This window comes from Fructilactobacillus fructivorans (assembly GCF_000814735.1).
Lineage (GTDB): Bacteria > Bacillota > Bacilli > Lactobacillales > Lactobacillaceae > Fructilactobacillus > Fructilactobacillus fructivorans.
Genome location: NZ_JOJZ01000010.1, coordinates 1 through 23,044, shown reverse-complemented (window position 1 = coordinate 23,044; position 23,044 = coordinate 1). Strand labels below are relative to the sequence as shown.

Sequence of the window (23,044 nt, the reverse complement as noted above, 5' to 3'; positions counted from 1 at the left end):
TGAGGATCTTTTTTTAAGCATTATCATGTGCAATTTTGGCAGCGGCTGCTCCAGCAAGGGCTCCTACAATATCATCAATAAATGTATTAACCAACTGACCATTAGTATCCAATTCTTTTACAATCCCATTTTTATTGGTATCAATTTCACCATAGTTAGTCACACCAATTGTTCCATAAATAGAAGCAATCCCAAGTGCCAAAGTTTCATCAACTCCAAACACTCCCAAATCGTGTGAGACGATACTCTCTAGTGGTTCTTCTAACTCGCCTGCTTGAGCTAATCGATCAAGCTCTAGTCCCACCATGGCATTATTTAAAACTTCCCTTTTATGCAGAATGTCATTGACAATTCCACATACATAATCTAAATCAGGAACATTTGAATATTTTCGTTGCAAATCCACCGCAATTTTTGCGATATCTTTAATTGTTACCCCATGCTCATTCAATCGCTTAACCACAAAGTCATACGCTTGAGTATCAGGATATTTATAATCTCTTCGATCTACCATTAATTATCTTCCTCCGTATCTTCAATTCGGGTCATATCATATTCATTTGGATAGTTATCCTCGGAAATCATCATAGAAATAACTTCTTGCTTACGCAGATGATCCTTGATAATTTCATCGACATACAATTCTTTACTAAAAAACTCTTGAAAATGAGTAAAATCTGATAAAAAGTTAAAGTGAAGAATTGTATCACTGCTATTTTTTGAACTTGATATTTCCGTAACTTCTACCATTTTACTCTTTTTCATCTTATCAATTATCGGAATAGCACTATTCTTATAAAATCTTTCAACTTCCGTCAATTCATGATTAAGTTCTTGAACTTGTTCCTTTAAATACTGACATTTCTGAAAATCGGTATTATTTAACATCTTCATATTACTCAATAAATAATTTTCATCATTGTTAAGTAAGGCATTCTTGATATCATCAGTCTTCTGATCATCATCACCATTGTTCAAGACACTGGCAAGTTCATCAATGGTATCAACATCATAATCATTTTTTAATTGATCCAAATCAGCAACCCAGCTTAAATAACGTTGCTTTTGCTCTTCTAATTCTTCACTGACGTTGGCTAATTGATTTTTTAACTGATTAAAATAAGCAAATTCAGATATATTCATTTTTTTACTCCATTACAGTACAGCAAGTAACATAAATCCAGTTGCGATCAGATTATTTAAAAAATGAACTCCAATCGAAACTTCAATTTTCCCTGTTTTTTTGTATACATAAGCTAAAATTATCCCTAGGATGGCATAAATCATGAAGCTAATGACGTTTGAACTCATGTGACCACAAGAAAAAAGTAGGCCACTGAGAACAATTGGTAGCCAGAAAGCATTCTGATTAAAAAAAGCATTGATGAAAAAGCCTCTAAATACTAACTCTTCTAAAACTGGTGATAAAAAAACAGCCGAAATGCTCATTAAAACAAGCACCGTGGTATTACTCTGAAAAAGACTCAGAATCGCATTATTATTTTTCGTACCAACTTGATTGAAAATCAATTTATTAAAAAATTGCAGCACAATTTCAATAATAAAGAAACTCAAAATTGCCATTAAAATAATTTTTAAATCATGAAAAGTAATCTTATGGCTATGCTGACGGTACACACTTCGATAAGCCCAGAATGCCAAACCAATGATCACTAAAAAAAGAGCAAGGTAAAAGGCACCCCAAAGAAATGCTTTTATCCCATGATAATTTTTAATCCCAATCAACTGCACCGGTATTTGAACGGCAAAAATCAATAGGATTAAACCAATAAAAATGACTGCTCTTTTCAAAAAATTAATTAGATTCATTTCCCATTTCATTAATTAAATTCATCTCCAAATTTTCTCACTTACATAGAATACCATAATACCAATCTCTCAGACAAAGGGGGTGATTTTGACTTCATATCCATCATTAACCTTAAAGATTTGAAATGATATACTAAAAGACGTTATTAAACTAAAAGAGGAGCTAAGCATGGTGATTATTACAGCTGGAATGATTGGTGTGGGGAAAACCACCTTAACGGGAAAAATCGCTGCACATTACGGAACAGAGCCCTTCTATGAGCCAGTAGGTGACAATCCTGTCTTGCCACTTTACTATAAGGATCCAAAGCAGTATGGCTTTTTACTTCAGATTTATTTCTTAAATAAACGGTTCTCGATGATTAAAAAGGCACTAAAACAAGATAATAATGTACTTGACCGTTCGATTTACGAAGATGCTTTATTTACCAAAGAAAACAACGCCGAAGGAAACATTTCAGACGTTGAACTTGAAGTGTACTTAAAATTATTAGATAACATGATGGCCGAATTAAAGGAACTTCCAAAAAAGAGTCCTGATCTGTTGGTCTATGCTTATAGTGATTTTGATACGATTCTATATCGCATTAAGAAACGTGGTCGTGATTACGAACAGTGGGATAACGATCCTGGCCTGGAAGAATATTACTACAAAATGTGGAAAGCATACCAAAAATGGTATGCAGACTATGACATTAGTCCTAAGATGAAAGTAGATCTGCAAAAATATGATCTAGAAGATCCCAAAAACGTAAAAATAATTTTGAATCAAATTGACGACAAATTAAAAACCATCAGATAAAAAAGGAACCTCGATCAAAATGATCTAGGTTCTTTTTTGTATCTTACTTAGATAATTCATAAATTGATTGACCATAAATGGACATTGCCAGAATCAAATCATTAACTGGCGAATACTCATTAGCCTGATGCATTGTATCTTCAGCTCCAGGGAAAAGTGCTCCAAATGCTACACCACGCTTCATCATTCGGGCATACGTTCCACCACCAACAACTTCTGGTTGAGCATCATCCTGATCGGTTTGTTCTCGATAGATTCCCATTAATTTCTTAACAATTAGATCGTTTTCATCAACGAAATGAGGATCCATTTGTGAAATTTGCTTAGTTGTTCCATTGAAACGATCTGCCGCATCCTGCATCTTAGCTAGGATTGTATCAGTAGTAATTCCCTTAGGATACCTGAAATTAGTGTTGACCATTCCTCCGTCTTTGTGACTAAAGTTCATTAATCCAACATTCATGGTTAATTCACCCATTACATCATCCGTAAAATTAAGTCCGAGTTTATGGGCCCGAGAATCATCATGAAGCTTTTCATCAATGAAATTAATAATGTTGGCACCGCTAGTATCAAAACTGTAATCCACCAGAAAATCTGCCAAATAAGTCCCGGCATTGATTCCATTCTTAGGTTCCATCCCATGAGCAGCTTTACCAACGACGGTTAGTTTGATGTTGTCACCCTCAATTTCATAACTTCCAGTAACTGGAACTTTATCTAAGTATTGCTCAAACTGGTCTGCCATATTAGATACATTGGCCGCCGTAACCTCAGCTTCAGCATCTCGTGGAACCATGTTTTCACGTAATCCAGCTTTAAAGTTAATCAGAGTATTATCTCCATCACTTTGATTGGAATCAAAATGAGTTTCAAGGGTAACATTCCCTTTTTCACCATTGATTAAAGGGAACTCTGCATCCGGCGAAAAGCCAAACGAAGGAGTTGGCTCGACTTCAAAGTAACGTTTCATACCAGTCCAATCACATTCTTCATCAGTTCCAATAATCAAACGAATCTTAACTTGGGGTTCAATTCCCTCATCCTTAAGCATCTTAAGTCCATAGTAAGCGGCAAGTCCAGGTCCCTTATCATCAGAGACACCTCGTCCAATTGCATTATCTCCATCGATTTTCAACTCAAATGGATTAGTATCCCAACCAGCTCCACCAGGCATTTCGTCTGCATGTGACAAAATTGCCATGGTTTCATCTCCAGAACCATATTCAATGTAACCAACTACATTATCAATGTTCTTGGTGGTAAAGCCATCTCGATCACCAAATTCAAGAAATTGTTGTAGTGCATGTGCTGGACCTGGTCCTAACGGGAACTCATCCGTTGCGTTGTCGAGATCTCTAGAACTATCAATTGAAACTAATTTTTTTAAATCATTTAAATAATCATTTTTATAATCTTGTGCTTTACTTTTCCAGTCAATTGCCATGTTAAAATCCTCCTACGTCATTATTTCTTATTTTAACATAATCAAGAAAGCAGCAACTCGTTTAACCAACATTCAATCTCTGAATGATATAATGCAAACGAGGTGAATAAAATGAAAAAAATTGACAAATCAATCTTAACTAAAACCATTCGAATCCGTCCTAAAAATAGTTTTAAGGGAACTTACGGCAAAATTGCTCTAGTTGGTGGTAATGAAAACTTTGGTGGTGCAATTATCATGAGCTCGCTTGGAGCAGTTTACTCAGGCGCTGGACTCACTACCACTATCACAGATCCCACCAATCAAAGTTCTCTTCACGCTTGGCTACCAGAAGCCATGTTTGCAGATTATAACGATACTGATCAAATGGTTCAATTAATTAAATCAATGAAGGTCATTACGATTGGTTCTGGTCTTGGAACTGATGATCATAGTTGCGAAATCATGGAAACCGTCTTTGATACTGTTACTCCAGATCAAATTTTACTAATCGATGGGTCAGCCATTACCATGGTTGCTGAACGTGGTCTCAAGCTTCCAGATGCTAAATTAATTTTTACGCCACATCAGATGGAATGGCAGCGTCTTTCAGGAATTAAAATGGCGGATCAAACCGAAGAACGTAATAAGGCCGCTCGTGACAAGATCGGTGGAATTGTCGTTCTCAAATCCGATCGAACTGAAGTTTACACTCCCGATGAAGTCTATCAAAATACGACTGGAACGCCTGCTCAAGCAACTGGTGGTATGGGTGATACCCTTGCTGGAATTATCGGTGGATTTGTAGCCCAATTTGATAACGAAGTTGACGCGGTTTTAGCCGCTGTTTATTCTCATAGTGCCATTGCTGATGAATTGGCAAATACACAGTATGTTGTCCTTCCCCATCAGATTTCAAAGAGACTTCCTCAATTTATGCATGAACACGAAGCATGAAATTAATCATAATAAAAAATGACAGGATTTAAATCCTGTCATTTTTTTAATTTTATCGAATGTGTAATAATCTTCTAACACTCTTCATTTTATTTCCTAAAACTCGATCCGCAACCCGGCTCCTTAGTACTAAGAATAAGTACACAAAGCCACCAGCTGCTGTTGCTAAAACAGAAACAAACAAACTAATCAGTGAACTATTGTAATTAAATATCAATCCAAGTCCAAAGTTAGCTCCGTATACAACAATCAAAGCCACCAGATATGTGATTAGTGCAAACGTTAAAATTTTAACTGAGTTAGTTTTAATATCATCTATTTCCAATCCGAATTCACGTTTAAGAGAATGAATAATCAGATAATTAGCAATTGTAAATCCAACTGCAGTAGCCATCAAAGCACCAAATGCACCGAAAAAGTATACAAGCGGAACTTGAGTAACTAATTTAATGATGGTCCCTACCACAAAGTATTTAACAGCCCGTTTGTTCTCCGAAATTCCTTGCATTAATGCGGTTACAACGGTAAATAGTCCAAGACTGATCGAAACAATGGCAGAAAAGGTTAAAACGTCTGCCCCAAGATCCATATTAGCCGTCCCGTAAAAAGTTCGGTTAATCGGTCCAGCAATGGCAGCCATTCCTAATGCTGCTGGGAACATCACAAATTCAAACAAAATCAACGCATTACTAAGTTGTTTACTAATCGAGTGATTATCACCCTTAGTACGGGCTTCTGATAACAATGGCACTACGGTAATTGCTAAAGCCGATGCTAACGAAACCACAATCATAATTAATTTATTAGCATTGGCGGCAAAAATTGCATAGATATATTGAAGATTAGTATTAGTGTAATTAGTTGCCCAATGCATAATGTTAAAGAATGAGTATTGATCAATCAATTGAAAGATGGTAATGCCAGAACCTAGGATGATAAAAGGAACCGCTTGACTAATAATCTCCTTATAGAGGTCATTGGTCTTAACGTTAATGGCATTATCACTTGAAGCAATCAATCCTTGAAAATGATCACGTCGGCGCCAGTAATACCAGCCAAGGGCCAGAAAACCAAAGACAGCACCAACAAAGGCCGCAAACGTCGATTGGGTAACGGCCGTTACCCAACTACCATGAATAATCACCATAATGAAAAAGGCGGAAGCCAACATATAAATGACACGCCCTAATTGCTCAACAAATTGAGACATGGCAGAAGGAGCCATCTGTTGGAATCCTTGAAAGTATCCACGGGTCAAACTCATGGCTGGAATGATTAAAATTGCCCATGCCAAGGAACGAATAACTGGAATGGCATTTTTTCCACCACTACCAGCTAAGATAGGCGCACAAAAATAAATCAAAAGAGCACAAACAACTCCGGTCACAACCGAAAGCGTAATTCCCTTTTTATAAAGCTTGGCACTCACTCCATACTCATTTAGAGCATTGTAATGCGCAACTTCTTTGGCAACAGCTGAGGGAATTCCAGCAATAGCAATCGTCAGAAATTCACTATAAATATTGTAACCCATGGTATACAACGTATTAGCAAGTGGGAACAATGAAGCTCCAAAAATCAAACGCCAAGGAATAATATAAATGGCACCAAGGATTCGAGAAAGAATGCTACCAATGGTCATCCAAGCTGATCCTTTAACCATCTTACCTTGAGATTTTTCACTATCTTCAATTTCATCTTTTTCTAATTCATCTTGTTCAAACTCGTTGTTCACAAATTTTCCCCTACTTTCACGTTACAAATATAAATTTTAAATATTTCAAAAAATAATATCAAATTTTCCATGAATAACCTTTTTACTTTGCAACAATATTAACGATTTTCTTTGGAACAACGATCACTTTTCTAACCGTCTTCCCATCAAGGAATGATTTAACGTTTTCATCATCTAAAGCAATTTGTTCGGTCTCATCTTTGCCAGCATCGACGCTCACTTTAATATGACCACGCACTTTACCATTGACCTGAACAACTAGTTCAACTTGATCTTCTTGCAGTTTACTTTCATCAGCTTCTGGCCATTGTGAAAGTTCAATTGAGCGATCATGACCCAATTGTTGCCACAATTCTTCAGCCACGTGAGGAGTAATTGGTGAAAGCAGTTTAATAAAGCCTTCCGCATACTTTTTGGGTAGTTTGTTAGCTTTATAAGCTTCATTAATGAAAACCATCATTTGTGAAATGGCAACGTTAAAACGCATATTTTCAAAATCGTCAGTAACTTTCTTAACGGTTTGGTTATAAATCTTATCTAGGCTTCCATCATTATCATCAACAATCACATCACTAAGCGTATTATCATCATTCATGTAAAGACGCCAAATTCGTTTGATCCATCGATTAGCTCCAACAATTCCATCCGTATTCCATGGTTTAGATTCAGAAAGTGGGCCCATGAACATTTCATATAATCGCAATGTATCTGCCCCATACTGCTTAACAATGTCATCTGGGTTAACCACATTGCCCTTAGATTTAGACATTTTTTCGTGATTAGTCCCTAAAATCATTCCCTGGTTAACTAGTTTCTGAAATGGTTCTTTAGTAGGAACGACCCCTAAATCATAAAGTACCTTATGCCAGAAACGAGCGTAGAGTAAGTGCAAAACTGCATGTTCAGCCCCACCAACGTATAAATCAATTGGAAGCCAGTACTTAAGTTTTTCTGGATCGGCAATCATCTTATCATTATGAGGATCAACGTATCTTAAATAATACCAAGAACTTCCTGCCCACTGTGGCATCGTGTTAGTTTCTCGCCTTCCGTGACGTCCATTTTTATCGGTAACGTTAACCCAGTCTGTCAGGTTAGCAAGTGGACTTTCACCAGTTCCAGATGGTTGAATGTCAGCAGTCTTAGGTAATCTTAATGGAAGCTGATCTTCTGGGACAAGCGAGGTAGTGCCATCATCCCAATGAATTACTGGAATGGGCTCACCCCAATAACGTTGACGACTAAAGATCCAGTCACGTAAACGATAATTAACCTTCTTGTTTCCAGCATGATGGTCTTTTAACCATTCGATAATTTTGTCAATGGCTTGTTTTTTATCCATCCCGTCAAGAAAACCAGAATTAATGTGAACTCCATCACCAGTGTAAGCTGCCTCACTAACGTCGCCACCTTCAATAACTGGAATGATTGGCAAATCGAATTTTTTAGCAAAATCAAAATCACGTTGATCGTGTGCCGGAACCGCCATTACTGCTCCAGTTCCATAGCTTGGAAGAACATAGTCCCCAATCCAGATTGGAATTCTTTTTCCGTTAACGGGATTAATAGCGTAAGCACCAGTAAATACTCCTGATTTATCCTTATTTAAATCAGTCCGTTCCAAATCAGACTTAGAAGCAATCTTGGCCCGATAATTCTCAACTTCAGATTTCTGCTCTGGCGTCATGATCTGATCAACGATTGGATTTTCTGGGGACAGAACTAAATATGATACCCCATAAATTGTGTCCGGTCGAGTGGTGAACACTTCGATCTTCTGATCTTCTTCATTGACATCAAATGAAATGCTAGCTCCTACCGAACGACCAATCCAGTTCCGCTGCATTTGTTTAATACTTTCAGGCCAGTCTAAATCATCAAGATCATCAAGTAAGCGATCGGCGTACGCGGTAATCTTTAAAACCCATTGCTTCATGGGCTTTCTGTAAACGTCATAACCACCCCGTTCGGTTTTTCCGTTGACAACTTCTTCATTTGAAACGACAGTTCCACCCATAAAGTCAGGTGCCCAATTAACTTCAATCTCGTCTTCATAGGCAAGTCCCATCTTATATAGTTGTTCAAAAATCCATTGAGTCCACTTATAATAGCTAGGGTCAGAAGTATTCACTTCCCGGTCCCAATCATAAGAAAATCCTAATGATTTAATTTGTCGTTTAAAATTCTCAATGTTTTTCTTAGTGAAGTCCCGCGGATTATGTCCTGTCTTCAAAGCGTATTGCTCAGCTGGTAAGCCAAAAGCGTCCCAACCAATTGGATGCAACACATTTTTGCCCTGCATCCGTTTAAAACGGGCCATGATATCAGTTGCCGTATATCCCTCCGGGTGACCAACATGAAGTCCTTGACCAGATGGATAAGGAAACATATCTAAAACATAGTATTTATCTTTTTCTTGTTTATCACTGGTTTTAAAGGTTTGATGATCTTCCCAGTATTTTTGCCATTTCTTTTCAATCTTTGAATGATCGTAAGCCATTAAAGTTCACTCCTTAGTAAAAATTGCCATAAAAAAAGCCTATAGAAACACAATTCTATAGGACGAGGATTCCGCGGTACCACCTAAATTTCTCATAAGAGACTCTTGATTCCATAACGCGGAAAACGTTTAACTTTTAATTCGGTTAAAATTCGATGATAAGTTCAATTATTTCAAATCCAAGTTTACATCACCCACTTGGTTTCTGAAAAATGAAATCAATCTAATAGTTCATCTCAACAATATTAATATATGAATAAATAAACTCTACCAAATTTTCTATAAAAAAACAAGCCAATCTTGATTCCTGATATAATGATGATTGAGGTGTTTACAATGAAACTACAATCAGCGTTAAATTTTAGTCATACCCTACTTAAAAAAGCGGTTAATCCTGGTGATAATGTCATTGACGGAACCGCCGGATTGGGACATGACACCCTCTTCTTAGCCCAACTTGTTGGTCAAAAGGGAAAAGTCTTTAGCTTTGACATTCAGCAAAGTGCCATTGATGCCACTAACCATCGAATAAACGAAAATGAGGTTCAACATCAGTGTGAAGTTATTCATGACGGACACGAAAACGTAAAGAGGTACATTAATGATCAACCAATTTCTGCCGCTATCTTTAACCTGGGATACTTACCCACTGGAAATAAAACCATCATAACTAAACCGGCAACAACTCTAAAAGCCGTTTCGGCCATTCTCAATAATTTAACCCCAAATGGCATTATTATTTTAGTTTTGTACTATGGACATCCTGGTGGTAAAGAAGAAAAAAATCAGGTCTTAGATTTTGCAGGTAACCTTGATCAACATCAATACAACGTCTTAAAATATCAGTTTATCAATCAAATTAATGATCCACCAATATTAATTGCAATTCAAAAACGAACTAAATCATCTTAGTTCGTTTTCTTTTGCATTTTTTTATGATCAAACCAGTTAACAACATACGATAAAATAACCAATAATAGGGCCAAAATAAAGATGTTATGAATCGCTGTATAAAGAATCTCATGAAGAACAGGCAGTACTTTTTCAGAAAGATTTACCGCCGTCTGAGGATTAATTAAAGTATTCATCATTTTTAAACTAGTTCCCGGATGGTTACTTACACCCTTCGCCATAGAAGTATTCATCACAATTCCAAAGATAGAGATCATGATCGTCTGGCCTAGTGTTCTACTCAATGTATTAAATGACGACGCTACCCCCACGTGCTCTGGTGGCACCTCATTTTGAACCGTAACGGTTGATGTCGTAATGGTAATTCCAAATCCAGTTCCTAGAACAGCCGATAGAACAAAGAAAATCCAGAATGGCGTAGAAATTGGTAAAAATACCATACAAATAGCCCCAACTAAAATAAAGGATAAACTAAAATTCATAATTTGTTGTGGCCGGTACTTCAAAATCATTTTCCCTGATACAAAAGAACCAATTAACCAGAGAACCGAACTTGGCGTGATGGCAAAGCCGGCCATGGTGGCTTTCAATCCTAAAATTCCTTGCGTCCAATCTGGAAGATAAACTTCATAACCAAAAATAAACCCACTAATCAAAGCGGCAATTAAATTTTGCGTGACAAAAGTCCGACTTTTAAACATTTGAATTGGGATCAAGGGATCAGCGGCACGTTTTTCTTGTTTATAAAATAAGAAACCACTCACCAGGGCAACAATTAGACATCCAATTACCATGACCCAATTAATTGGTGCTTCACTCAAAACTTGGAACATATACATTATTGAAAATAAGAGCACGGCAATTAAAACCACTCCCGGGAGATCCATTTTACTTTCAATTTTCCGTTTTGGTTCATGCAAAAATAGTGCAATTAAAACAATCGTTAAAATTCCAATGGGAACATTAATGAAAAAGACCCAGTGCCATGATAGATTATCAACTAAAAAGCCACCAAGTAATGGTGCAACCACGGAAGCAATCCCCCATGCTGAACCATTCAATCCAACGATCTGAGCCCGCTTTTCAAAAGAATACATGTCAGCAATAATGGTAAATGAAACCGGCATAATCACACCAGCACCAACTCCTTGAACCGCACGCCACAAAATCAAAGTCCCCATACTATTGGACATTCCCGACAGCATGGACCCAATAACAAAAACTACAAGTCCAAAGATAAAGACTGATTTGCGACCTAACTGATCAGCTAACTTACCATAAATAGGAGTTGCAATTGAGTTTGTCAATAGAAAAATTGAAAAAACCCAGTTCATTAATGAAACTCCGTGAAGATCCCCAACAATCGTAGGCATAGCGGTCGATACAATGGTTCCCTCAACCGCACTCATAAACGTTGCAACAAATAGTGCAATTGTCACAACTTTGACATTTGTTTTACCTTTCATTTTTCATCATCTTTCTAATTGATCAAATAAAAAAGCGACCATTGAAGGTCGTCATTTAAAACTTTATTTAAAATAATCTTGCAGTGCTTTCACCTTGTCAGTGTGCTCCCACGGAAGATCCACATCAGTTCTTCCGAAATGACCATAAACAGCAGTTTGCTTATAAATTGGTCGTTTTAAATCAAGCATCTTAATGATGCCAGCTGGTCGCAAATCAAAGATTTTTCTAATTGCTTCCACTAGTTGATCATCGGAAACTTTCGAAGTTCCAAACGTGTTAACTGAGATAGATACAGGTTCGGCTACCCCAATTGCATATGCCAATTGAATTTCAATCTTTTTGGCAAGTCCAGCTGCTACGATGTTTTTAGCAATGTAACGGGCGGCATAACTTGCGGAACGATCTACCTTCGTGGCATCCTTTCCAGAAAAAGCGCCTCCACCATGATGAGCGGCACCACCATACGTATCAACGATGATTTTTCTTCCCGTCAATCCAGCATCACCCACTGGTCCTCCAACCACAAATTTTCCGGTTGGATTAATTAAATATTTGGTATGATCATCAAGGTATTTGGCAGGAATCGTAGTTTTAATGACCTTCTCAATGACATCTTTTCTAATTTGATCTTGTGTAACATCAGGATCATGTTGAGTACTTAAAACGACAGTATCAACTCGCTTAGGGTTGTCATCATTATCATATTCAACGGTTACCTCAGCCTTAGCATCAGGACGTAAATAAGGAATTTCATTACTTTTACGCAATTTAGCTAACTTTTGCATTAAGTGATGACTCAATGAAATTGGAAGTGGCATTAATTCCGGCGTCTCACTATCAGCATAACCAAACATAATTCCTTGGTCACCGGCTCCAATCTTATCAAGTGGGTCAACATCCCCGCCACGTGTTTCAACGGACTCATCGACTCCCTGAGCAATATCAGGCGACTGTTCATCAAGTGATACTAAAACAGCAACACTGTCAGCATCAAACCCATATTTTGGGTCATTATATCCAATCTCACGAATGGTATCTCTGACCACTTTTTGAATGTTCACATATGCAGTAGTTGAAATTTCTCCAAATACTAAAACTAATCCCGTAGTAACAGATGTTTCACAGGCAACTCGAGCATCTGGATCTTTTTTTAAAATTGCATCCAAAATTGCATCACTAATCTGATCAGCAACCTTATCAGGATGACCTTCTGAAACTGATTCAGAAGTAAATAAACGCTTCTCTGACATTTTTATTCCCCCTATGATTGGTGGTTACAAGGCAACTTCACTTTCGTGAATCCTATCGGGAATCTGCTCATAACTTTATAATAATAACATATTTATAAGTAATTAAAAAGCTCATAAAATCTCCATTGTACAAATTTCGATAATTGATTAACATAGATTTATCAATATAAAAAGGACATTATTATGAAAACTTTTATTGAAAATAATCAAACCGCGGTTAAGGCGGTCATTTTATTCGTTTTTATCATTTTAAATACCTTAATCTGGCTCTTTGCCTCCCAAGTAGATCTTTTATCAGTTCATTGGACCTCTCGGCTCGTAGTTTTAGTGATTTCAGAATTTTTATGGTCCGCTTCTCTATTACTTTTTATCATCCATTATGATCCTCGAATTAATCTCTTATTAAATATAATTCCAGTGGTGCTAGCATTAATTACGTTATTTCCAATTCTGTTAACCATTTTGTTTGCCATCCTCGGAATTACTAATATTATCGTGATGATTCCCAAATTTAAGTTGGAAAATTATTATGGTTTAGTTTGTTTTTCATTTCTCAATTCAATTGCACCTGTAATTTCTTTTTGTTATCTGGATAATCAATATCTAGAATCAAGTGTTCTAGTCAACGTTGGTATTCTATTCTGTCTATACTGCCTGTTCTTTGTACCCTTCTTTCATCATCGTCTTGAAAGTAAATTGAATTTTATTTTTATTTTGATTTTTGCTGGCTTTTTACTAGCTAATTTTTCAATCGTTAAATGTATTATTTTAATCGCCCTGGTCTTAATTTCATATGGAATTCAGATTTTTAGCGAAAAAGAAACTCTGGAAAATTGTTTGCTTTCATTTATAATCATTGGACTTGCTGCTTTTATATAAAAAATGGACTTCAGATTACTGAAGTCCATTTTTGTTTATTGTAATGAGATAGCATCCAAAAACTCTTTAATTCTTGATGAAGGATTATTAAAGAATTCATCCTTAGAACCGTCAAAGATCTTTTCACCATTCTCAATAAAAAGCATTTTATCTGCTGATAATTTTGCAAATTCAATGTTATGGGTAATCATGACCATTGATTGACCCTGCTGAGCTAATTCTTCCAGCATTTCTAATACTTGCGTCTCAAGTTCTGGATCAAGTGCACTCGTTGGTTCGTCCAACAGAATGTATTTTGGCTTAACTGCCAGAGCTCTACAAATTGAGATCCGCTGTTGCATTCCACCTGATAACTCATCAGGATAAAAATTAGCGTATTTCTCAAGACCAACTCGCTTTAACAATTCATTTGCTTGCGCAATGGCCTCTTTCTTAGGAACCTTATGAACATGAATTGGAGCAGCTGTGATGTTATCAATCACACGCAAATTAGGAAAAAGATTCCAATTTTGAAACACCATGCTGGTTTGTGCACGGAGTTCTTTACTCTGCTTGCTGGTGATTTTATCCGCATAGTTCAACGAAAAATTAGGGAAACTAATTATCCCTGAATCTGGATGAACCAACAAATCCAACGAACGGAGTAAAGTTGACTTTCCCGACCCAGAAGGACCAACGATTACGGTTGTTTTCCCCTCTGGAAATTCAGTACTAATATTATCAAGGACCGTCTTTCCGTCATATTTTTTTACGATATCTTTGATTTTAATCATTAGCCTTCATCCCCCTTTAAATATCTTGAAGAACGCTTCTCGAGATAATGTTGAAGGATCGTTAAAATACTGCACAAAATGGCATAGAGAGCAGCTACTTCGGTATACATAAGTAGTGGCTGATAGTTGTGAGCCGCAATCTGTTGACTAACCTGAAACATTTCAGTGATAGTAATTGTACTTGCCAAAGAAGTATCCTTAACTAATCCGATGAATTCATTAGATAGTGGTGGAAGTACAATTCGAGCTGCTTGTGGCAAAATGATATACCAAAGGGTCTGAGTAGTACTAAAACCAAGTGTATAAGCTGCATCCCATTGATCTTGGGGGACTGACATTAAAGCTGAGCGAATTGTTTCTGAAGCATATGCACCCGTATTTAATGAAAATCCAATTACAGCAGCTGTAAACGCTGGAATTTCAAAATTAAAACCAGGGATGAAATTTTGCAGATTAGGTAATCCAAAATAAATGATAAACAACTGAACCAACAACGGAGTGGAACGAAAAGCCCACACATACACATCCGCAATTACTCTTAAAATTCCCCAAATAGATCTAACAAATGCATTTCCATGAGGCTTCAAGAATTTTATTAATGCAGTCACAATCGCAAGAATCAAACCAAAAAAGAAAGAAATAATGGTTAGCGGAATGGTGTATTTAATCATTGCTTCTAGAAGACTAGGCAATGATGAAATGATAATGTCCCACATAATTCTTTAATCTCCTAACTAAACTAAATATTATTTATCTGTAATATTTTCTCCAAAGTACTTCATTGATAGACGCTTCAAAGTCCCATCTTTTCGAAGTTCATTGAGCGCTTTGTCCATCTGTTTGTTCAATTTAGCGGACTTCTTATTCATCATTGGGGCAATTTCACCTTGAGGAATGATATTTGTTGGAATTAGTTTAGCTTGTAGATCGGTATCCTTGTGACTAGCATACCAAGTTTGCCATGCTGGTTGAGCATTGATTGCTCCGCTAACTCGTCCTTGATCAATCATTTGCATTGAAGTATTAAATTCTGGTGATGAAACTGGCTTAGCATGAAGCTTTTCTGCGTTGTCCCAGTTGTCAGTTCCTGTTCCTTCGGCAACTTTCTTACCCTTAAAGTCCTGGGCATTCTTGATTGGTGAACCCTTCTTAGTAATCATGATCGACTTTGAGTAAATGTAAGGAGTTGCAAAACGATACTGTTTCTTACGTGAAGGATTAATTGCCATATTGTTAAAGATGACATCGTATGAATTAGAATTTAACCCTTGGATTAATGAGTCCCATCCAGTTAATTTGTATTGAACCTTCATGCCCATCTTCTTAGCAACATCCTTAGCAAGATCAACTTCAAATCCAGTTAATTTACCGTTTTTATCCTTGTAGGAATAAGGAGCATAAGTTCCCTCCATTCCAACAGTTAACGTGCCAGGCTTCTTAGTTTCTGACTGTTTCCCACAAGCAGTAACAGTTAGTGCTAAAGCAGCAACACCTGTCAGTAAAAGTAACGGCCATCTTTTCTTCATAATTAAAATCCCCATTCATTAAAATATGTTGTACAAAATTAATTAATTCACTATGTTTATTTTACTCTAAAAATTTAAACAGACAAGTAACTTTCTCATGACGCTACCTCCTAAATTGATCATAAATGAACACAAAAAAGAGGACTGGATCCACCAGTCCTCTCATAACTATAATTATTATAATAAAATAATATCATTTATAGAGAAGCCTTTGAGTGCATACCAAAATTGTCGTTAGATTGTTTTAAATCTTTTTTGCAACAACAAGGTTTACACATAATTACTTCTCCTTTCGTATTCATCAATATGAAATTATAATATTACTATTTCTTTACTGGGTCAATAGTTTGATCTTCAAGATCTGGATCATCATGTTCATCCTTTGGTAAAAGAAGGTTTAAAACAATTCCAATGACAGTAGCTAAAGCTACTCCTGTAAATTGAAAACTTCCGATTTGAATGTAGGCATTCCCAATTCCAATTACCAAAATAACCGATGCAATCATTAAATTACGCTTTTTATCCATGTCTAACTTATTATCAATCATTACTTTGGCACCATTAGCGGCAATTGTTCCAAACAAGAGAAAACTAATCCCACCAATTACAGGCAGTGGCATTTGCATGATAAGAACATTCAATTTGTTTACAAAGGCAAAAATCATTGCAAAAATTGCCGCACCAACAATTACCCAAACACTGTAAACTTTAGTAATCGCCATCACTCCGATGTTTTCACCATAACTAGTCACGGCTGGTCCACCAAGAATTCCAGCAGCAAGGGATGCTGCTCCATCTCCTGCAAGGGTTCGATTAAGGCCCGGATCTTTGAAGAAATCCTTATGAGTCATTTCGCCTAATACCATTAAATGCCCCATGTGTTCAGTCATGGTTACAAAGGCAATCGGAGCCATAATCAGGATGGCATTCCAATCAAATTTAAAACCCCTTTCGGTTCCAATGAGGTGAAATGGCGGCATTTTAAACCATGGAGCAGCCACGATGGCGTGAATATCTACCAATCCACAAGCCACTGAGATCAAATAACCACAAACAATGGCCAATAAAATGGGAATTAAGCCCAAAAAGCCCTTGAGTTTGACGTTAAAGAAAATAGCTAAAAACAGGGTCGCCATTGCGATTCCAAAAAAGACTAAGCTATACTTTCCATGATCCATCATCGCATTTTGGGCAGCACTTCCAGCAAGCGATAATCCAATTACCATCACAATGGGTCCTACTACGACCGGTGGTAAAATCTTATCAATCCAATCAGAACCAATAAATGAAATAATCGTAGCCACAATTACGTAAACCAATCCTACGGCTACTACTCCTTGAGAAACTCCAGCAATTCCAGTCGTTTTCATTAGAGCCATCATTGGGGTTACAAATGCGAAACTTGATCCCATGTAGGCGGGAATTTTTCCCTTCGTAATTAAAACATGGAGCAAAGTCCCGATCCCTGATGCAAACAGAGCAATACTTGGACTTAACCCAACTAACAATGGAACGATCACAGTACTACCAAACATTGAAAACATGTGCTGTAAGGAAAGCCCAATCCATTTTAATGGTGTGGGTCGATCATGAATTCCTAATACATAGTCCTTTTTCTGATTCATTTTCTACTGACATCCCTTCTAATAAAAAACTGCCGTCCATTTGGGCAGCAGTTCTCGATTAGATAAAGTTATACAGTTTCACTTTAAAAGTCGAAATCTTGCTGCCTCACTGGACAAACTTAAAGATTCATTTAACTAAAACAATATCTTTTTTATTTTTATTTGTCAATAAAATTTCTAAATCAAAATGATAACGGAGCCCCTTATGACACTATGTTTAACGGACTTTACTCACTATCTAATCCCACATTTAAAACACAAGCACCCTTTAGATCACCCTTAGCAACCCGTTTTAGTGCTTCATCTGCTTTAGCAAGTGGAAATTCAGTTACATCAGGTTCGATGTGTAAACGATCAGCTAAAGTTAAAAATTCTTCACCATCACTTCTCGTATTACTTTCAACACTGGTTAAGTTCTTTTCATGAAAGATATGATCCTCATAACTCATTTGCGGAATATCAGACATGTGAATTCCAGCTAAAGCAAGGGTCCCACCAGGAGCTAAACTTTCTAGAGCATTGGGAACGGCTTCTCCAACTGGTGCAAAAATAATGGATGAATCTAGAGGAACCGGCGACATATCATAAGTGTTATTTACTGATTTAGCTCCAAGTGACAGCGCAAACTTTTTGGCGTCCTCACCCCGAGTGAAAACGTGAACTTCAATTCCCTGATCAATTGCTAACTGAGCAGTGATATGGGCTGAACCACCAAATCCATAGATTCCGAGAGTACCTCCAGCTGGGATGTTGGCTCTCTCGAAAGCACGATAACCAATAATTCCCGCACAGAGAAGTGGAGCAGCTCTGAGTGAATTAAACCGTTCTGGAATTCGATATGCAAATCCCTCAGGAACGGTCGTATATTCTTCATATCCGCCATCATGGTCCCATCCCGTGTACTTAGAATATGGGCATAAGTTTTCTCTACCAGAACGACAATATTTACATACCCCACAGGTTTTTCTTAACCATGGAATTCCAATTCGTTCACCGATTTTAAATCTGCGAGTATGAGGACCATTTTTAACTACTTTACCAATAATTTCATGACCTGGTGTTAAATTCTTCTTATGAACTGGAAGATCACCTTCGGTAACATGAAGGTCTGTGTGACAAACTCCACATGTCAATACTTTAACGAGGACCTCACCGTCACCCGGCGTTGGTACTTCTTTTCTTACGTACTTCAATGGTGATTTATCCCCATTAATCGGTCCTGGTTTAACGATCTCCCATGCATTCATGGTTTTAGGAATATTAATCTTAGTTTCTTCTACCATTACAATTCCCTCCTCAATTAATCTTCGCGTTCATCGTATCACAAGATAATTTAAAATAAAGTAATCTAACTAAGAACTAATCAAAATAAGTTTGAATCTTTTCAGGTTGTTTTTGAACCAATATTTTCCCATTTCTAATTGAATATAAGAGTGTCTTTCTTTCGTTAATTTCATTATAAAAATTATCAGTATCAAAAATTAAAAAGCTAGCTGGTTTCCCCTCATCGATCCCATAATGATCACTTACATGAAGTGTTTTAGAAGCATTAGTGGTAACTAACTTATATGAATCCATAATTTGATGATAACCCATCAATTGACTTGCTAGGATTCCAACGTAAAGTGCATCAAGCATATTACCATTTCCCATGGGATACCATGGATCTTTAATATCATCTTCACCAAATGATACGTTAATTCCATGCTCTAAAAGTTCTTTCACTCGGGTTAAACCACGTCGTTTTGGATATGTATCAAAACGTCCTCCTAAATGCATATTAACCAACGGATTAGCTACCATATTAATTTGGGACATCCTTAGTAGCCGCATGAGTTTGTCGGCGTAAGCGTCATTATAAGACCCAAGAGCAGTGGTATGACTAGCAGTTACTCGATCCTTCATTCCAGATTCATAGGCTAAGGTGGCAAGAACCTCTAAATTTCTGGAATTGGGATCATCAATTTCATCACAATGAACATCAACCAATCGATCATATTTTTCAGCTAAATTCATTAAAAACTCTAATGAATCACGCCCATAATACTGATTAAATTCATAATGAGGAATTCCACCCACGGCATCGACACCCATTTTAACGGCTTCTTCAAGTAATTCCCTCCCATTAGGAAAAGAGAGAATTCCCTCCTGAGGAAAAGCAACTAGTTGTAAGTCAATGAAATCAGATACTTCTTCGCGGACTTCAAGTAACGCTTTAAGGGCAGTAAAATCAGGATCAGTCGTATCAACATGACTTCGGACAAATTGAATTCCATGTTTAGCTTGGTTTTTTAGGGTTTGGATGGCACGACCTTTTACATCTTGTGCAGATAGACTCTTCTTTCGATCAGCCCAAATGGAAATTCCTTCAAATAATGTCCCACTTTCATTAAAACGTGGTTCCCCTGCTGTCAGGGTTGAATCCAAATGAACATGTGAATCGACAAATGGCGGAATAATTAGTTTTCCATTGGCATCGATAACTTTTTCCTCTGGAGCATCAATGTGATTAGCAATTCGTTTAATTTTTCCATCCTTAATTAAAAGATCTTGCTTTTGCTTGGAATTTTCAATATAACCTTGTTTAATAATCATCTTAATTGCCTCGTCTTTCTGAAATACGACCAATCATATAGTAAAGAATTGCGATAATTCCCATCACAATAAATGTGGCTCCAATGGTATTTTTTATAATTGAAACGTTTTTTAAAGCTAAGTATAGCAAAACACCTAAAACCCAAAGTCCAAACGCAAACCAATTTACACCATGACTATACCAAAATTCTCCCTTGGGATCACCAAATGAACTCAAATTATAATCACGATCATTAAGTAAGAAATAATCAACTAGCATAATTGAAATAATTGGACCTAAAAACATCCCAATATAATCTAGAAAAGCGGTAAAAGCTGATAGGAAACTGCCACTTAAAAGAGGAATGAAAGTTAAAGCCATCGCCACAATCGTTACAATTAATAAAGAATGTTTCAAAGTTATTTTATGATTCATATTGGTTAAAGCAGAACCAGCAGCCTGAAGATTAACGGCATTAGCAGTCATACTAGTCAAAACAATTACAATCATTGCAATGATTCCTAACCCAAGTTTATTGGCCACTGTACTTGGGTCAGAATTATTAGGATCATAAACCCCAGACGTAATGGCAATACTAATTGTGGTACATAATCCAATTGAAGCAAAACTCACGGCACCAAGCAAAGCACCCCAAAATGGTGCACTTGTTGAAACTTTTTTCTTATTAGTAAATCGTGTGAAATCAGCTCCACTAGTTACCCACGCCAAGTTAAATGCGGCTAAACTATCAATGGCAGCTCCAAATGGCATTTGATCTTTCTTAGGAACTACCCAATGAGATAATTGAGAAAGTGAGACATCTTTAAAGACGGCTATTGCTTCCCATATTACAAAAATAATGACAAGAATGATTCCAACTCTTTCAATGACTCTAATGGATCGTTGTCCCGCAATAACGCTTAGAATATGTAAAATACTCATAATTAAAATTCCAATTACTAATCCGAACGTGCCACCTGGTTTTCCGAAAATTGGCCACCCAAAGAACGTGTTAAAAATATATGATAATGACGTAGCCGCAATGAATGTATTAACAGCTGTCCACCCCATAAACATGACTAGATTAATGATGGAAGGAATGATACTTCCCCGGATTCCAAAGGTTGCTCGACTCAACGTAGTAGTGGATAAACCCGTTTGGTACCCTTCATATCCAATTAAACTAAGAAACAGATAAGAAACAACGGAAGCAAGCACTAGAGCACTAAATCCACCCCAAAGTCCACAGGCGGCAATAATTCCACCAATAAACCACGTTCCATTATTAGCATTGGCACCAAACCAGTTTGCAAACATATCCCAGTAACCCATATTCCGTTCACCCATGGGAATGGGATGAATCTCATATTTATTATCTTGCGCCATTCTTCTCCTCCTTAACTTATAATTAAAGCATTACATTGCTTTAATTATAGTAATCCGCAAGATAATTGAAAAGGTAAAATTCATTGATGAAACAATAATTGGAATTCTAAAAGGAAGAGCGTATCATAAATAATAGTTTAATTAAGGAGTGATAAATTATGCTTGGAAGCCGCGAAGCTAGAATTAAACGCGATAAATTAAGAATTAAAAAGCAAAAGCTTAAATTAAAGAAACAAAAGTTAAAACTTAAAAAGCTCAAAATAAAGTTAAAAAATAAAAGAAAATAGAGAGCACCATTTCTGGTGTTCTCTATTTTATATACAAAACCATATATTATAATTTTGGACACAAAAACAGGTCTAAGCCCGGGCAGTTAAATAAATTAACAACAATGAAGGATCAACAGAACCTTAATGTACTCGGACTCATCCCTGCATCATTAGTATATGCTATATTCATCAAAATTAGCAAGCAAAACGACTAAAAGATAATTACTATTTCAACCTTAAACACTCCTATTTAAATAAAAACAAATCAAATTGGAGATAATAAAAAAGAACATTAGTTTTTTAAAACTAATGTTCTTCTATGTAACTATGTTTATACCGGAGGTGGGGTTCGAACCCACACGATCGCAATGATCACTGGATTTTGAGTCCAGCGCGTCTGCCAGTTCCGCCACTCCGGCATGCTAATGATTGCTAAAGCAGTAAAACAAAGGCGGTAACCGGATTTGAACCGGTGATGAAGGTTTTGCAGACCTCTGCCTTACCACTTGGCTATACCGCCATAAAGGCACTAAGCCTTAAATAACTGCCCTTCCCTACTGGAACCAAGCAATCAAAAGGGCGGTAGGTGGGAATCGAACCCACGCGTGTCGGTACCACAAACCGATGTGTTAACCACTTCACCACTACCGCCATAACATCATAAACAGGGATAGTAGGAATTGAACCCACATCAACGGTTTTGGAGACCGGTATACTACCGTTGTACGATATCCCTATAAATAAAATGGAAGGAAGTGGATTTGAACCACCGAACCCGAAGGAGCGGATTTACGGTCCGCCGCGTTTAGCCAGACTTCGCTATCCTTCCATATAATGGCGCGGGACAGAATCGAACTGCCGACACACGGAGCTTCAATCCGTTGCTCTACCAACTGAGCTACCGAGCCATTGTCTTTTATGACATTTACAATAATAAAACTATTTAATTAATGTTGCAAGTGTTTCTACAACAAACGGTCCGTACGAGACTCGAACTCGTGATCTCCTGCGTGACAGGCAGGCGTCCTGAACCAACTAGACCAACGGACCATATGTTATGGAGGATACAGGGATCGAACCTGTGACCTCCTGCTTGTAAGGCAGATGCTCTCCCAGCTGAGCTAATCCTCCA

The 23,044-nt window shown here is 37.1% G+C and carries 19 protein-coding genes, 8 tRNA genes, 1 riboswitch and 1 other annotated feature; of the genes, 4 read left to right on the top strand and 23 right to left on the bottom strand.

Annotated features, from left to right (window positions below):
* Positions 1–13: 13 nt before the first annotated feature.
* From LfDm3_RS02350 to LfDm3_RS02340, 3 genes are read right to left on the bottom strand one after another with little or no spacing between them, the layout of a single operon-like run.
* Positions 14–514: a phosphatidylglycerophosphatase A family protein gene (locus tag LfDm3_RS02350; protein ID WP_010021706.1), complete on the bottom strand. Its 501-nt coding sequence runs from the start codon at positions 512–514 to the stop codon at positions 14–16.
* Positions 514–1,143, bottom strand: a complete 630-nt coding sequence (locus LfDm3_RS02345) for a hypothetical protein (RefSeq protein WP_039143855.1) — start codon at positions 1,141–1,143, stop codon at positions 514–516. The genes LfDm3_RS02350 and LfDm3_RS02345 overlap by 1 nt, the downstream gene beginning before the upstream one ends.
* 12 nt (positions 1,144–1,155) lie before the next feature.
* The gene (locus LfDm3_RS02340; RefSeq protein ID WP_191978915.1) at positions 1,156–1,830 is read right to left on the bottom strand and encodes a type II CAAX endopeptidase family protein; all 675 of its coding nucleotides are present in this window, start codon (positions 1,828–1,830) and stop codon (positions 1,156–1,158) included.
* A 169-nt stretch (positions 1,831–1,999) separates the two neighbouring features.
* Here LfDm3_RS02340 and LfDm3_RS02335 point away from each other — a divergent pair, with 169 nt between their 5' ends.
* Positions 2,000–2,632, top strand: a complete 633-nt coding sequence (locus tag LfDm3_RS02335) for a deoxynucleoside kinase (protein ID WP_010021710.1) — start codon at positions 2,000–2,002, stop codon at positions 2,630–2,632.
* A gap of 43 nt (positions 2,633–2,675) precedes the next feature.
* Here the strand turns inward: LfDm3_RS02335 and pepV are convergent, their stop codons facing one another.
* Complete coding sequence (pepV, locus tag LfDm3_RS02330) at positions 2,676–4,079, bottom strand: dipeptidase PepV (protein WP_039143851.1); 1,404 nt, start codon at positions 4,077–4,079, stop codon at positions 2,676–2,678.
* Between the two features lie 111 nt (positions 4,080–4,190).
* On the opposite strand from pepV, the gene LfDm3_RS02325 reads away from it, so the two are divergent.
* Positions 4,191–5,015: an NAD(P)H-hydrate dehydratase gene (locus LfDm3_RS02325; RefSeq protein ID WP_039143850.1), complete on the top strand. Its 825-nt coding sequence runs from the start codon at positions 4,191–4,193 to the stop codon at positions 5,013–5,015.
* Positions 5,016–5,067: 52 nt separating this feature from the next.
* On the opposite strand, the gene LfDm3_RS02320 is transcribed toward LfDm3_RS02325, so the two are convergent.
* Together LfDm3_RS02320 and leuS are read right to left on the bottom strand one after the other, a co-directional pair.
* Complete coding sequence (locus LfDm3_RS02320; RefSeq protein ID WP_191978914.1) at positions 5,068–6,750, bottom strand: putative polysaccharide biosynthesis protein; 1,683 nt, start codon at positions 6,748–6,750, stop codon at positions 5,068–5,070.
* A gap of 82 nt (positions 6,751–6,832) precedes the next feature.
* A complete protein-coding gene (leuS, locus tag LfDm3_RS02315; RefSeq protein ID WP_039143849.1) occupies positions 6,833–9,250 on the bottom strand; it encodes a leucine--tRNA ligase in 2,418 nt (805 codons plus the stop codon).
* A gap of 55 nt (positions 9,251–9,305) precedes the next feature.
* Positions 9,306–9,499 (bottom strand) — a binding site (T-box leader).
* An 87-nt stretch (positions 9,500–9,586) separates the two neighbouring features.
* On the opposite strand from leuS, the gene LfDm3_RS02310 reads away from it, so the two are divergent.
* Positions 9,587–10,162 carry a tRNA (mnm(5)s(2)U34)-methyltransferase gene (locus LfDm3_RS02310; protein WP_039143848.1) on the top strand — a complete coding sequence of 192 codons (576 nt, stop codon included), beginning with the start codon at positions 9,587–9,589 and terminating at the stop codon, positions 10,160–10,162.
* Here LfDm3_RS02310 and LfDm3_RS02305 read toward each other — a convergent pair.
* Positions 10,159–11,628: an MDR family MFS transporter gene (locus LfDm3_RS02305; RefSeq protein WP_039143846.1), complete on the bottom strand. Its 1,470-nt coding sequence runs from the start codon at positions 11,626–11,628 to the stop codon at positions 10,159–10,161. The two genes, LfDm3_RS02310 and LfDm3_RS02305, sit on opposite strands and share 4 nt — an antisense overlap.
* A 63-nt stretch (positions 11,629–11,691) precedes the next feature.
* Complete coding sequence (metK, locus tag LfDm3_RS02300) at positions 11,692–12,879, bottom strand: methionine adenosyltransferase (protein WP_039143844.1); 1,188 nt, start codon at positions 12,877–12,879, stop codon at positions 11,692–11,694.
* A riboswitch (SMK box riboswitch) is annotated at positions 12,877–12,957 on the bottom strand. Its footprint overlaps the gene before it by 3 nt.
* A gap of 105 nt (positions 12,958–13,062) precedes the next feature.
* Between metK and LfDm3_RS02295 the strand changes: the two genes are divergently transcribed.
* The gene (locus LfDm3_RS02295) at positions 13,063–13,758 is read left to right on the top strand and encodes a hypothetical protein (protein WP_039143842.1); all 696 of its coding nucleotides are present in this window, start codon (positions 13,063–13,065) and stop codon (positions 13,756–13,758) included.
* 35 nt (positions 13,759–13,793) lie between these two features.
* Here the strand turns inward: LfDm3_RS02295 and LfDm3_RS02290 are convergent, their stop codons facing one another.
* From LfDm3_RS02290 to LfDm3_RS02220, 15 genes are all read right to left on the bottom strand, one after another.
* Positions 13,794–14,531 (bottom strand): amino acid ABC transporter ATP-binding protein, encoded by a 738-nt coding sequence (locus tag LfDm3_RS02290; protein ID WP_039143840.1) that lies wholly within the window; start codon positions 14,529–14,531, stop codon positions 13,794–13,796.
* On the bottom strand, positions 14,531–15,247 hold the full coding sequence (locus LfDm3_RS02285; RefSeq protein ID WP_039143837.1) for an amino acid ABC transporter permease: 717 nt from the start codon (positions 15,245–15,247) through the stop codon (positions 14,531–14,533). Before LfDm3_RS02285 ends, LfDm3_RS02290 begins: the two co-directional genes overlap by 1 nt.
* Before the next feature lie 30 nt (positions 15,248–15,277).
* A complete protein-coding gene (locus LfDm3_RS02280) occupies positions 15,278–16,057 on the bottom strand; it encodes a transporter substrate-binding domain-containing protein (RefSeq protein WP_010021726.1) in 780 nt (259 codons plus the stop codon).
* A gap of 323 nt (positions 16,058–16,380) precedes the next feature.
* Positions 16,381–17,682 (bottom strand): uracil-xanthine permease family protein, encoded by a 1,302-nt coding sequence (locus tag LfDm3_RS02275; protein ID WP_039143835.1) that lies wholly within the window; start codon positions 17,680–17,682, stop codon positions 16,381–16,383.
* A gap of 227 nt (positions 17,683–17,909) precedes the next feature.
* Positions 17,910–18,965 carry a zinc-dependent alcohol dehydrogenase family protein gene (locus LfDm3_RS02270; protein WP_039143833.1) on the bottom strand — a complete coding sequence of 352 codons (1,056 nt, stop codon included), beginning with the start codon at positions 18,963–18,965 and terminating at the stop codon, positions 17,910–17,912.
* 76 nt (positions 18,966–19,041) lie between these two features.
* Positions 19,042–20,277, bottom strand: coding sequence for a cytosine deaminase (codA, locus tag LfDm3_RS02265; protein WP_039143831.1), 1,236 nt, complete (start codon positions 20,275–20,277; stop codon positions 19,042–19,044).
* Between the two features lies 1 nt (position 20,278).
* The gene (locus tag LfDm3_RS02260; RefSeq protein WP_039143829.1) at positions 20,279–21,643 is read right to left on the bottom strand and encodes a purine-cytosine permease family protein; all 1,365 of its coding nucleotides are present in this window, start codon (positions 21,641–21,643) and stop codon (positions 20,279–20,281) included.
* 603 nt (positions 21,644–22,246) lie between these two features.
* Positions 22,247–22,331: transfer RNA gene (locus LfDm3_RS02255), tRNA-Leu, on the bottom strand.
* A 30-nt stretch (positions 22,332–22,361) separates the two neighbouring features.
* Positions 22,362–22,432 (bottom strand) — tRNA-Cys (locus LfDm3_RS02250).
* Positions 22,433–22,490: 58 nt separating this feature from the next.
* A tRNA-His gene (locus tag LfDm3_RS02245) sits at positions 22,491–22,563 on the bottom strand.
* A gap of 14 nt (positions 22,564–22,577) precedes the next feature.
* Positions 22,578–22,648 (bottom strand) — tRNA-Trp (locus LfDm3_RS02240).
* Between the two features lie 10 nt (positions 22,649–22,658).
* Positions 22,659–22,741, bottom strand: a tRNA-Tyr gene (locus LfDm3_RS02235).
* 6 nt (positions 22,742–22,747) lie between these two features.
* Positions 22,748–22,820, bottom strand: a tRNA-Phe gene (locus tag LfDm3_RS02230).
* A 67-nt stretch (positions 22,821–22,887) separates the two neighbouring features.
* Positions 22,888–22,962: transfer RNA gene (locus LfDm3_RS02225), tRNA-Asp, on the bottom strand.
* An 8-nt stretch (positions 22,963–22,970) separates the two neighbouring features.
* Positions 22,971–23,043 (bottom strand) — tRNA-Val (locus LfDm3_RS02220).
* Position 23,044 lies beyond the last annotated feature (1 nt).

What these genes read in the sequence shown, in the direction of transcription:
- LfDm3_RS02275 (WP_039143835.1), bottom strand. Translation starts at nt 17,682, where the DNA reads ATGAATCAGAAAAAGGACTATGTATTAGGAATTCATGATCGACCCACA.
- pepV (WP_039143851.1), bottom strand. Translation starts at nt 4,079, where the DNA reads ATGGCAATTGACTGGAAAAGTAAAGCACAAGATTATAAAAATGATTAT.
- LfDm3_RS02280 (WP_010021726.1), bottom strand. Translation starts at nt 16,057, where the DNA reads ATGAAGAAAAGATGGCCGTTACTTTTACTGACAGGTGTTGCTGCTTTA.
- LfDm3_RS02350 (WP_010021706.1), bottom strand. Translation starts at nt 514, where the DNA reads ATGGTAGATCGAAGAGATTATAAATATCCTGATACTCAAGCGTATGAC.
- LfDm3_RS02345 (WP_039143855.1), bottom strand. Translation starts at nt 1,143, where the DNA reads ATGAATATATCTGAATTTGCTTATTTTAATCAGTTAAAAAATCAATTA.
- LfDm3_RS02290 (WP_039143840.1), bottom strand. Translation starts at nt 14,531, where the DNA reads ATGATTAAAATCAAAGATATCGTAAAAAAATATGACGGAAAGACGGTC.
- metK (WP_039143844.1), bottom strand. Translation starts at nt 12,879, where the DNA reads ATGTCAGAGAAGCGTTTATTTACTTCTGAATCAGTTTCAGAAGGTCAT.
- LfDm3_RS02270 (WP_039143833.1), bottom strand. Translation starts at nt 18,965, where the DNA reads ATGGTAGAAGAAACTAAGATTAATATTCCTAAAACCATGAATGCATGG.
- codA (WP_039143831.1), bottom strand. Translation starts at nt 20,277, where the DNA reads ATGATTATTAAACAAGGTTATATTGAAAATTCCAAGCAAAAGCAAGAT.
- LfDm3_RS02340 (WP_191978915.1), bottom strand. Translation starts at nt 1,830, where the DNA reads ATGAATCTAATTAATTTTTTGAAAAGAGCAGTCATTTTTATTGGTTTA.
- LfDm3_RS02285 (WP_039143837.1), bottom strand. Translation starts at nt 15,247, where the DNA reads ATGTGGGACATTATCATTTCATCATTGCCTAGTCTTCTAGAAGCAATG.
- LfDm3_RS02305 (WP_039143846.1), bottom strand. Translation starts at nt 11,628, where the DNA reads ATGAAAGGTAAAACAAATGTCAAAGTTGTGACAATTGCACTATTTGTT.
- LfDm3_RS02260 (WP_039143829.1), bottom strand. Translation starts at nt 21,643, where the DNA reads ATGGCGCAAGATAATAAATATGAGATTCATCCCATTCCCATGGGTGAA.
- LfDm3_RS02335 (WP_010021710.1), top strand. Translation starts at nt 2,000, where the DNA reads ATGGTGATTATTACAGCTGGAATGATTGGTGTGGGGAAAACCACCTTA.
- LfDm3_RS02310 (WP_039143848.1), top strand. Translation starts at nt 9,587, where the DNA reads ATGAAACTACAATCAGCGTTAAATTTTAGTCATACCCTACTTAAAAAA.
- LfDm3_RS02325 (WP_039143850.1), top strand. Translation starts at nt 4,191, where the DNA reads ATGAAAAAAATTGACAAATCAATCTTAACTAAAACCATTCGAATCCGT.
- LfDm3_RS02295 (WP_039143842.1), top strand. Translation starts at nt 13,063, where the DNA reads ATGAAAACTTTTATTGAAAATAATCAAACCGCGGTTAAGGCGGTCATT.
- leuS (WP_039143849.1), bottom strand. Translation starts at nt 9,250, where the DNA reads ATGGCTTACGATCATTCAAAGATTGAAAAGAAATGGCAAAAATACTGG.